This window comes from Schleiferilactobacillus shenzhenensis LY-73 (genome assembly GCF_000469325.1).
GTDB classification, from domain to species: Bacteria; Bacillota; Bacilli; order Lactobacillales; family Lactobacillaceae; genus Schleiferilactobacillus; species Schleiferilactobacillus shenzhenensis.
This window is the reverse complement of record NZ_KI271593.1, coordinates 33,969-44,456: the sequence shown is the minus strand read 5'-3', so window position 1 is coordinate 44,456 and position 10,488 is coordinate 33,969. Positions and strand designations below refer to the sequence as shown.

The 10,488-nt window shown below is 55.0% G+C and carries 8 protein-coding genes; 2 read left to right on the top strand and 6 right to left on the bottom strand.

Annotated features, from left to right (window positions below; translation table 11 throughout):
• Window positions 1–129: 129 nt before the first annotated feature.
• The 4 genes from L248_RS09470 to L248_RS09455 form a co-directional block, all read right to left on the bottom strand.
• The gene (locus tag L248_RS09470; protein WP_040536010.1) at window positions 130–720 is read right to left on the bottom strand and encodes a guanylate kinase; all 591 of its coding nucleotides are present in this window, start codon (window positions 718–720) and stop codon (window positions 130–132) included.
• Between the two features lie 203 nt (window positions 721–923).
• Window positions 924–3,152: a KxYKxGKxW signal peptide domain-containing protein gene (locus L248_RS15250; RefSeq protein WP_022529981.1), complete on the bottom strand. Its 2,229-nt coding sequence runs from the start codon at window positions 3,150–3,152 to the stop codon at window positions 924–926.
• Between the two features lie 418 nt (window positions 3,153–3,570).
• Window positions 3,571–4,032, bottom strand: coding sequence for a hypothetical protein (locus tag L248_RS09460; RefSeq protein WP_040536008.1), 462 nt, complete (start codon window positions 4,030–4,032; stop codon window positions 3,571–3,573).
• Between the two features lie 321 nt (window positions 4,033–4,353).
• On the bottom strand, window positions 4,354–5,571 hold the full coding sequence (locus L248_RS09455; protein ID WP_022529978.1) for a C40 family peptidase: 1,218 nt from the start codon (window positions 5,569–5,571) through the stop codon (window positions 4,354–4,356).
• Window positions 5,572–5,867: 296 nt separating this feature from the next.
• Here L248_RS09455 and L248_RS09450 point away from each other — a divergent pair, with 296 nt between their 5' ends.
• Window positions 5,868–6,338, top strand: a complete 471-nt coding sequence (locus L248_RS09450; RefSeq protein WP_022529976.1) for a GtrA family protein — start codon at window positions 5,868–5,870, stop codon at window positions 6,336–6,338.
• Window positions 6,338–7,270 (top strand): glycosyltransferase family 2 protein, encoded by a 933-nt coding sequence (locus L248_RS09445; protein ID WP_040536006.1) that lies wholly within the window; start codon window positions 6,338–6,340, stop codon window positions 7,268–7,270. The genes L248_RS09450 and L248_RS09445 overlap by 1 nt, the downstream gene beginning before the upstream one ends.
• Window positions 7,271–7,960: 690 nt before the next feature.
• Here the strand turns inward: L248_RS09445 and L248_RS09440 are convergent.
• Window positions 7,961–9,082, bottom strand: coding sequence for a VanZ family protein (locus L248_RS09440; protein ID WP_022529974.1), 1,122 nt, complete (start codon window positions 9,080–9,082; stop codon window positions 7,961–7,963).
• A 6-nt stretch (window positions 9,083–9,088) separates the two neighbouring features.
• Window positions 9,089–10,345: a tyrosine--tRNA ligase gene (gene tyrS / locus L248_RS09435; protein ID WP_022529973.1), complete on the bottom strand. Its 1,257-nt coding sequence runs from the start codon at window positions 10,343–10,345 to the stop codon at window positions 9,089–9,091.
• Window positions 10,346–10,488: the final 143 nt, after the last annotated feature.

Here is a 10,488-nt window from a genome sequence, read left to right as displayed (position 1 = left end):
AAAAAACCAATTGTCACGCAAAACGTCAAATTTTTGCGTAACAATCGGTGTGATGGATGTGACGGTAGTGCCGGAACGGGCTGAACGTACTGTTAGCGAATGTTTACCTTTCTCACTAACGTCTCATGGCTAGAATTCTTCCGCAGCCATACGGATCGCTTCTTGCTTCAGCAACCGGTCAATCTCCTGCTTGGCTTCGACCCACGTATCGTTATGGATGATGTGGGCCACCGGCGCTAATTCAGCCGGCAGCTTCAGGTCCCGGCGATATTCCGGGCTGTGCAGGCGGGCCTCCACGGCCACGGGCGCATCGCCCCGATCGATCATGCGCTGGCGCAGGCTGTCAGGATGATGGACCGTAATGAACAGTAAGAAAATGTGGTCGCCGAACGTGCGGATGTAGCTCTTGGCCCCTTCGGTGTCCAGGACCAGGCTGACGATCCGGTGAGTCGCCCAAGCCTTCTGCAAGGCCTCCCGGGAGGAACCGTACTGGTGGCCATCATAGGTCACCTGTTCGATCAGGTGCTTCTGGGCGAAGCTCTCGGGCGTCTCAAAATAATAGGAGACGCCGTCCTTCTCCCCAGCCCGGGGCGGGCGGGTGGTGTGGGTAAGAACGCGGGGAATGCCGTACTGCGTATAAAGATACTCGCTGACGGTATTCTTCCCTGTGCCTGCCGCACCGGTAATGATCCACAATTCGTTACGTTTCTTCTTAGCCATGACGATGTGCCCTTCCTCAATCAATGCTTTAAGTCCATTTTAACAAACCTGCGCGCCAAAAAGTGACTTTGGAGGAAAAAAGGTGTCGTTGGGGTACTTCCAGGTACCGGTTCACTACGCGCTGGGTGGTTCTCACGGTCTCTGGACGTCGCCACCAGGTTCTCGCTGATTGGCACTCACTTCCTGAGGCTGGCATCGTCAGGCTATTTCATTCGCCAGGTCCCATGTTCGGCGCGGACGTACTGGCCACCGCCCACGTCATGGTACCAATGGCCGTCATTCAACTGCTGCTTACCAAAAGTCTGCCAGCGGGATCCAGCCTTGATAATCTGCACTGGCCGGACACTCGTTGTCCAAGTGGCGATCGCCCACTTGGGTTTGGCTGGATGCCGCACGGTGAACACCCCGCGTGTCATATCCACGACCACGGCCTCGCTTGCTTTGACAAACTGCTCGCCGCCTAAGTGATAGGCAACAACTTGACCGGCTTTATCCAGCACTTCCCGGTAAGCCTGCCAGCGGGTGTCACGTTTAAGCACCCTGCCCGTTGGCTGACTCGTTGCCTTGTCCTTATACAACACCGCAGACTGCTTGACAGCCACGACTTGTCGGGCCGGCCGCAGGGTTAGGCCATCTTCCACGGGCGGTAGCACGACAGGCGGTGCGATTGTTGGCGGTTCAGGGTCTGGATCCGGTGTCACTGGCGGTGTGACGATAGGCGGCAACGGCTTCTCCGGTTCCGGGTCAGGAGTAACCGGTGGCGTGACAATGGGGGGTGTCGGCTTCTCCGGTTCCGGGTCGGGCACTTCCGGTTCTGGGTCAGGATCTGGATCCGGTGCAGGTGTCTCAGGCTCTGGGTCAGGATCTGGGTCGGGCGCGGGTGTCTCAGGCTCTGGGTCAGGAACTTCCGGCTCCGGCTTTTCACCCGTATCTGTTTCAACAATAACGCTCCGTTCACCATCTTCCAGAATGACAATTGATGTCTGTCCGTTGCCCAACCGGTAACCAGCCGGTAATTGCAATTTTCTTTCCTCGCCAGCCAAACCTGACAAGATGTCTTCACCAACCTTCCTACCGTCAGCTAGAACATACCTGATCCGCAGATCCACAACGTCCCGCTGCACGTTGAGGCGAATAGTTCGATTCTCGTTGACGAAGAGCGTGGGTGCTTGGTTTTGAGCCAAATTCATACCGGCAGGCAGATGCCAAGCAAACTGCATCTCTGTCCTGTTTGGCACGCCAGTCAGTACCTTCTCGGACAGAAATACACCATTCTCATAAAGCCGCAAGACTATTGTCCTCAAAACGGCTATGGGGAGCGGTCGCAATCGAATCGTCACTGTATCCTTCCCGTCCATCACCACGGACAGATCGTCATTATTTTGAGGCCAATAATGCCAGGCAAGATCTGACGGAACAGAAACCGTTACTCGGGTGTTATATTTTCTGGAAATCGTCTTCTCGCCCAAAACGATACTGTCCGGTTCCATGCTAACAAAGCGGATCTTACGCGTAATCACTGCGCGGTCGACAGCAATCACATCCGTACCGTCGTTGGTGAAATAACCAATCTGAGTGTTTTCGTCGGTCAAAGCATGATACTCTGGCAAATATTCCGCTCGGTCGTATTTGGTGCCCGCCTCCCCGCTGATCGAGTGACTGGCGAGCAAGGTGCCCTTGTACCAGTACTCAAGACGTCGATGATAAACCGTTGCCACAGGAAGTACTGCTACTTGATACGTGTCCTCATCCTTTACCATGAACGTCGCCTTAGCCCCGTCGGCTAAATGATATCCGACCGCGTTGATCAGCGTCGTCGCATCGAACTCGCTATCATACCGTCCAGCATGCCGCGTTTCATTAACGACATTGCCCTGGGCATCGACCAGTTGCACCTTAAAGCTGTAAAATCGCCCCTGGACCGGCACGGTCACCGGGTCGTCGTTTAAGAACTGGATCGGCGGAAAATCATCCACAGTTTCATAATGAGTTGGGGCCAAAGCGTTCTGTTCCGTGAATGGCGCCCCCGTCAGCTTTCGGGTATCGACAACCTTGCTGCCCGCCTTGTACGTGACCCACTTGCTGAAAGTCTTGGCCATACTGTATACCTGGATTGTCTGTGATGTCTCGTCCTCCGGTAAAAGGGTCTCGGGTTCACCTGGCGCCAACGCATACCCGGACGGCGGGGTCACAACATAGGCAGACCCCGACGGAGTATTCGTCTTTGCCTGACCCACGGTCTTCCCAGTAAAATAATCCACAAAAGTTAACGGCTTTTTGATTATCACCGCTCTTGCGACTCCTGCTGCCTCGGCATAGACCGTACTGACCACCGGCGAAGCACCCAACGGTGCGACTAAACCGATGACTAAGGCCGCAATCAACCAGCGTTTGCCGGCCTTGTATAATTTGTAACGTCTCTTTTCATGCATAATAAAAGGCCTCCTTCTTCGGGGGGTCATCTGCAACTGACTACTCTTCTAGCTTATCATGCCAGAAGCCAGCATCCTGTAACATTATTCATCGGCGAAAGTAGGAATTGCTGTCATAAATGATTGTTATGGGTCATTGGGGAAGCGATGTGCCGCCGGCTAGCTATACACCAAACTTGCCCCATAACCGGGTGAGCCGTCAGAGCCCTTCACCCAGCGGGGTCATACGGCCATCGCCAGAGAACAGCAAGATCTGGTGGCGGCAGAGGAGCCAGCGCCAGACAAATAGACCAGCCTGGCATCATTGCCCAAGCTTGTCTATTTTCTGTCTCCTATGCAATCACTATCCCGGTTAGAGATTAGAAACACCCAGGAAATGGTGTGTCCTGCTTTCTTTCCTGGCTGTTTCTCTCCTCGCTCAGTCGTGATGTTCCTTATGCCGAGCCTTCAGCAAGATCTCTTTCCAAAAGGCCAACTCCTTTTGGTATTCCGCTTCAGTGAGCCACTTGTTCAGATCCATGTCGTAGGGCAGATCCATTCCGACGCCATAATCTTCATCGATCTTCTGGAAGACATCACCCAGGATATGGGTCTTCGGTAAAGCATCGTAAGCTTGTTTGGCTGCGACGTCAGTGACGGTAAAATCAGTGTGAAACAGGTGCGGCGTAATCTGGAAGACCATCGTGGGATAGGTTGCATCTAAATAGGCGACGACGGTTTCCCGATTGCGGGCCGCTTCGGCCACGACGGGTACTTCCGGATCGAGCGATAGGGAGATTGCATACCAGCCATCGCGAACCGTATCCTGTAACTGTTCCATAATACTGGTATATTCCAGCAGGGCCTCAGCCAACTGCTGCACTTCGCTTAGCAACATCATTTTCTACACCCCAACTGTTCTAACGGCACAAATGGACTGCGCTCAGAAGAACTGAAAAATTTCTGAAATCTGCTTATTCTCGATACTTCCACTCTACCAAAGGCCGCTGTGACCAGCAATGCTCCCGGGAATAAAGCACGTATTTTGGTTGGTACCATGCCCTCCCTATAGGGAGAAAGTGCCTGGCTGCCACTTTTGATAAGGCACCCGTTGCAATGGCAGCTTTTCATCTGGCACCATTGTAGACAATCGGTTCTGTTCAAAATAAAACCCCGCGTCCAAGAACGCGGGGAAAAAGGGAGTGATCAAATTGATCGGAGATTAGATGCGGCGGCCGAAATCGGGCTTGAAGTAAGACACATTGCCGACAGTAACGTTCTGACCAGGCGCCGGCGCGTGGATGTATTGGCCATTGCCGATGTAGATGCCGACGTGGTACGCAGAACCCACGCCACCCCAGAAGACGAGGTCGCCGGCTTGCAGGTCGCTGACGGCGACGTAGGAGCCAACGGTACTCTGGGCCTGAGAGACACGGGGCAGGCTGATGCCAGCCTGTTTAGCGGCGTAATAAATCAAACCGGAGCAGTCGAAGCCAGCAGGAGTGGTGCCGCCCCATACATAGGGAACACCCAGGTATTGCTGAACATTGGCAATCAGGCTACCCTTGTTGGTGCCGCTAACGGTGGCACTGCTGCTCGTCGAGGCAGAAGAACTGCTGCTGGCAGAGGTGCTGGATGATGCGGATTGGGCACTGACTTGGCTCGCCGCCTGTTGGGCTGCTGCTTCTGCCGCCGCCTTAGCCGCCGCTTCTTGGGCCTTCTTGGTCGCGTCGGCGGTCTGCTGGCTCAACTGTGCCTGCAAGGCGGCCAATTCACCCTTGTGCTCTTCCAATTCTTTATTGAAGGCATCCTGCTGCTTCTGGGCGTTATCCTTCAACGTTTCTAACTGACTCTTCTGCTGCACCAAGGCAGTCTGCTTAGTCTCCAGAGAAGCCTTGGTGTCCGCCTTGTCCTGACGCAGGGTGGCCAACTTCGTCTTCGCCGCGTTGACCGCGTCCAGCGCATCCTTATTCGCCACGCTGAGCTTGTTCACGGTCATGGAGCGGCTGATCAGGTCAGAAAAGTCCTTGCTGTTCAATACGAAGTCCACGTAAACATTGCCGGAAATTGAGTTGCTGCTCTGCTTTTGCAAGGCCACGAGCTGTTTCTTCAACACGTCGATGCGGTCAGTGACCTGCTTCTGGGCGGCGCTGATCTTGCCGTCGAAAGCAGCGATGTCCTTGGTGACGGCAGCGATCGCTTTTTCGTTCGCGCTGATGTCGTTCATCTTTTCGGAGACATCGTTGTTCAGCTTGGCCAGCGTCTTCTGCTGGTCCTGGATCTTCGTCAGCAGCGCCGAAGTGGTGCTCTTGTTACTGCTGATCTTATCCTTGGTGTCGCTGATGTTGTCGGCCTGGGCGACGCCGGCAACACTGGTCGCCAACGTGCCGCTCAGTGCTAAGATGCTCAGAACTCTCAATACCTGTTTGCTTGTCTTCAATGTTTACACTCCCGCGAATTCTTGTCGTTTGCCTTGTGGCAACGAGGATAAGAATAACAGAGGAACGTTACAGGCGCGTTACGGGCACATTACCGCTCCGTCACTTGCAATGAAAGTCAAAAACCAAAGAGCGGTTTTTGACTTTCATTGCCGAATCAACTACCGCCTTCTCTTCCGCTTTTGACTGCACCTCGGTGTCCTCAGTCATCGTCGTGCCAGTCAAACGGCTGCTACTTTTGTTGTCTGAGAACTCCTAAACGGGTAAACTGGGTAGGAAGAATTTTTCGGAGGACGCCATGCAAAAACTATGGGCACTGTATCACCGCTACCACGATTTCATCATGTACGCCTTTTTTGGCGGCCTGACCACGCTGGTGAATTTGGTCACCTTCGGGGCTTTGTACTATACCCCACTCCACATGAACTTGCTGCTGGCGAATACCATCGCCTGGTTTTTGTCCGTTACTTTTGCATTTTTCACGAACAAGACCTGGGTGTTCCGTTCACCCTACACGACGGTCGGGGCCTTTCTCATAGAAATGTTCTGGTTCTTCGCGGCTCGCGCGGTCAGCCTGGGCGCCGATACGGCCATCATGTGGATCGGAGTCGACCTGCTCCGCGCTAACGCCATGCTCACCAAGATTGTGGACCAAATCGTGGTCATCTTGATGAATTACGTGTTCAGCAAGTGGATCTTCCACAGCAGCAGTGAGAATACGGTACCCGCCCCCACCCATGAAGAAAAGAAGTCAGAGGAGAATGAGTAATGTCAACGATCAGCCTTGTGGTCCCCTGCTACAACGAGCAGGAGGCCTTGCCTATTTTTTACGATACCGTTGAGAAAATCATCCACGAAAAGCTCGCGGATTACGACGTGGAATACCTGTTTGTCAACGACGGCTCTGCGGATAACACGTTGAGTGAAATGCGGACTCTCCAGGCCAAAGACCCGGACCATGTCCACTACCTTTCTTTCTCTCGCAACTTCGGCAAGGAAGCCGCGCTGTATGCTGGCCTGCAAAATGTCGGGGGCGACTACATCGCCGTCATGGACGTCGACCTACAGGACCCGCCGGACCTGCTGCCGCAAATGCTGGATGGAATCCTCGACGAAGGCTACGACGTCGTCGGCACCCGGCGGGTCACCCGGGCAGGCGAGCCGCCGATCCGCTCGTTCTTCGCGCGCATGTTCTACCGTCTCATCAACAAGATTTCGAAGACAGAAATCGTGGACGGCGCCCGGGATTATCGTCTGATGACCAAGCAGGTCAAAGATGCCATTCTATCGGTCACCGAGTATAACCGATTCTCCAAGGGCATCTTCGGCTGGGTCGGCTTCAAGACCAAGTACATTCCTTACGAAAACGTGGAGCGGGTGGCCGGTGAGACGCACTGGTCTTTCTGGAGTTTGTTCAAATACTCCTTGGACGGTATCGTGGCGTTCTCCGAAACACCGCTCGCTATCGCCTCCTTCATCGGGCTGCTGTCCTTCGTCGGCGCCGTCATTGCGTTGCTATTTATCATCATCCGGGCGGCCATTAACGGCGATCCGACGCCAGGCTGGCCCAGCATGGTCTCCATCTTCCTGGCAGTAGGCGGCTTGCAGCTGCTCTGCCTGGGCATCGTCGGTAAGTACATCGGCAACATTTACCTGGAGGTCAAGCATCGCCCGATTTACATCGTGCAGGAGAAGAAGTAGGAAAAGTCTCAATTTGGAATATTTTTGTGTGATTATGGTCTAGGTTACCCTGAACTCTGCGGATGGGATTGGAACGAGACGTGAAAAAGCGTCAGAACAACGCGTTTTCCTCTGACAAATCAGTGTTCTACGCCTGACTGAGCGAAAATCAATTGAGGTAACACATCACCGGTCTACATCGTTCCGGATGGAAAGTAGGAAAAGTCTCAAATTTGGAAGGTTTTTCTGCTCGCTACTTCTTGCTTTGGACCGGTTGATCCTGGGCTTCGCGGATGGGGCACGCAAGAAACATCGGCACAACCACCGTTCCTCTGACAAATCAGTGTGTTACTCCCGACTGAGCAACAATCAATTCACGTAAAACCCAAAAGACGGGCTTCTCAGATATTGAGGGGCCCGCCTTTTTATTCGTCGTTTCATTTGGACAACCTCTACGCCCGATACCAACGATTCGCGGTACCACTTACCGTGCCTTTCAGGACAAGCATTGAACCATCGGAAAATGAACTGGCAGGTCAGATACACCGGCCCACTTGGTGACAGTATGGTCAACGCCGCACCGCACCTTTCTTCTCTATGCTGCATCCCCCCACCAGTACCCCACTACATTAAAAAACGCCCAACCCAAATCGGGTCAGACGTCCAAAACCAAGGGCGCAGCAGCGAAGCTGCCAGCCCGTAGCCAGCCCGCTAATCGCTCTTTAAACGGGTGTTGGTAATTTGTTCAAAGAGCAACCGGTGGCTGCGCATGACAAACGCCAGCAGCCAGTCGCCAATCATGATCGACAGCATCAGCAACGCCACGATGATACCGACCCCGGCCCAGGTAAATTGACTGAAGCCAATACCATTAATGGCGTCGACCGCTCGGAACATCCCCCATACCGTCAAGGCCGGAATACCGTATCCGACAGCAAAGCGGAAAAGCGGCTGCCACCAACTGATCGGCGCGCCGTTTGCCCGGGCCATGCGCAGCCGAACAACGCGCATACCCAGCGTGCGGTGACCCAGCATGGGTGGGATCACCATCCAGAGAATGAAGACGACCCACAGCATCCAGTTGGCGCGCAGGATGTGCAGCGCTGGGAGGAGGGTACCAACGAGGGACAAGGCGAAGTCGATGATACTCGCGGCCAGATAGTCCACGATGAAGCCGGCCATCCGCCGCCACATGGAAACGTCGTTGGCCCGTTCCAGCGCCCCCCGGTCCATCTGTTCATCCGTGGGCAGAATCGGCATGACCAGCCGCGCTAGGCCGCAACCCAGCCAGCCGCCGGTCGTATTCAGCAGCAAGTCGTCCACGTCGAACAACCGGTACGGCCGAGGATAATAGCCGTACAAGCCGCTCAGCTGGGTCAGCTCGAAGAACAGCGACAAGCTGAAGCTCCCCAGGATCACCTGCCACCATGGCCGGTGGAAGTAGTAACGCAGAAACGCGCCGAAGGGTACCGTCAATGCCACGTTAAACAGCGGCTGGATCACGGTGGGCGCCATTAACGCCGCCTTCCACGTATGCACATTGGTCAGCTGCAACGGATTGTACTTCATGAACTGGCGAATGAACTCGAACGGCACCAGGTTGTACTCCGGCGTCGTCAGTTTCGCGACCGCCGCCCGATCCGGCAGCGGCAAGATGATCAGGAAGTAGGCACATAGCAGATAGAAAGTGAACAAGTAGATCCAGAACACTCGCCACCGGGAAATCGCCCGGTATTTGTGATAGTGCCACCACAGGAACGGCAGTGCAATGACGAGCGCCAGTACCGGGAAAGCAAATACAGCGGAGCGCAGGTCCCCAATATAAACACCCATGACGTTTTACCCCTTCACGTTGACCAGTGTGTACTTCTTCTTCCCCTTGCGGACGATCACGTAGTCCCCGTTGAAGGCGGCGTCGGTATCCACGGTGAAGTCCAAGCTCTGCTGGCGTTCGCCGTTGACGTAAATGGCCCCATTCTGCACGTCTTCCCGTGCTTGCCGGCGGGACGGCTCAATCTTCGTCAGGTCCACCAAGAATTCCACAATGTTGGTCTGCCCCCGGGGAATCGTGACCGACGGCACGTCCTTGAAGCCCTGGGCAATTTCATCTGCCGTCAGGTCGCGCAGGTCGCCAGAGAACAAGGCGTGAGAAATCTTTTCTGCCGACATCACGGCATCCTCGCCGTGGACGAACTTAGTGACTTCCTGGGCCAAGGTCCGCTGGGCTTCCCGCTTCTCGGGTGCGGTCTTAACGGCCTCCGCCAACTCGTCGATGCGCTGGTGGCTGAGGAAGGTGAAGTACTTCAGGTACTTGACCACGTCCCGATCATCCTGGTTCAGCCAGAATTGGTAGAACTCGTAAGGCGTCGTCTTCTTCGGGTCGAGCCAGACAGCCCCACCGGCAGACTTGCCGAACTTGGTGCCATCAGCCTTGAGCATCAACGGAATCGTCAATCCGAAGACCGGCGTGTCGGCGCCCTCGATGCGGTGGATCAGGTCAACACCAGCGGTAATGTTCCCCCACTGGTCCGCCCCGCCCATCTGGACGGTCACGTGGTTGTGCCGATAGAGGTGGAGAAAGTCGACGGACTGGAGGATCTGGTACGTGAACTCGGTGAACGAAATGCCTGTCTCCAAGCGGCTGGCGACGACTTCCTTGTTCAGCATGGTATTCACGCTGAACAGCTTGCCGTAGTCCCGGAGGAAGTCGAGAATCGAGATTTGTGACAGCCAATCATAGTTATTGACGACTTGGAAGTCTTCGGTGCCGAACAGCTTCACCAGCTGGTTGGTCAGTTTCTCCTGGTTGGCCCGCACCTGATCCATGGTTTGGAGCACCCGTTCGCTGTTGCGGCCGGAGGGGTCGCCGATGGAGCCGGTGCCGCCGCCGATGAGCATCACCGGGTGGTTGCCGGCCTCTTGGAACCGTTTGAGCATCATGAACGGGATCAGGTGGCCGACGTGGAGCGAATCCCCGGTGGGATCCGTGCCGACGTAGATGCTGACGGGGTGCTTGGCGAGTTCCGCGCGCAGGCCCTCGGCATCAGTTTGCTGGTTAATGGCGCCGCGCCATTGTAAGTCTTCAATTAAGTCCATTGTGGTGTGTATCTTCCTTTCGTTGTGTGGTCGGTGATCGATGTGAGAAAGGTGTGCCACTCTTGCGTGGGACCGGGTGACTCCGGGCTTCGCGGATTTGGGGCTGGAACGTGGTGGGTACGTGACAGAACTTCCCTGGGTGC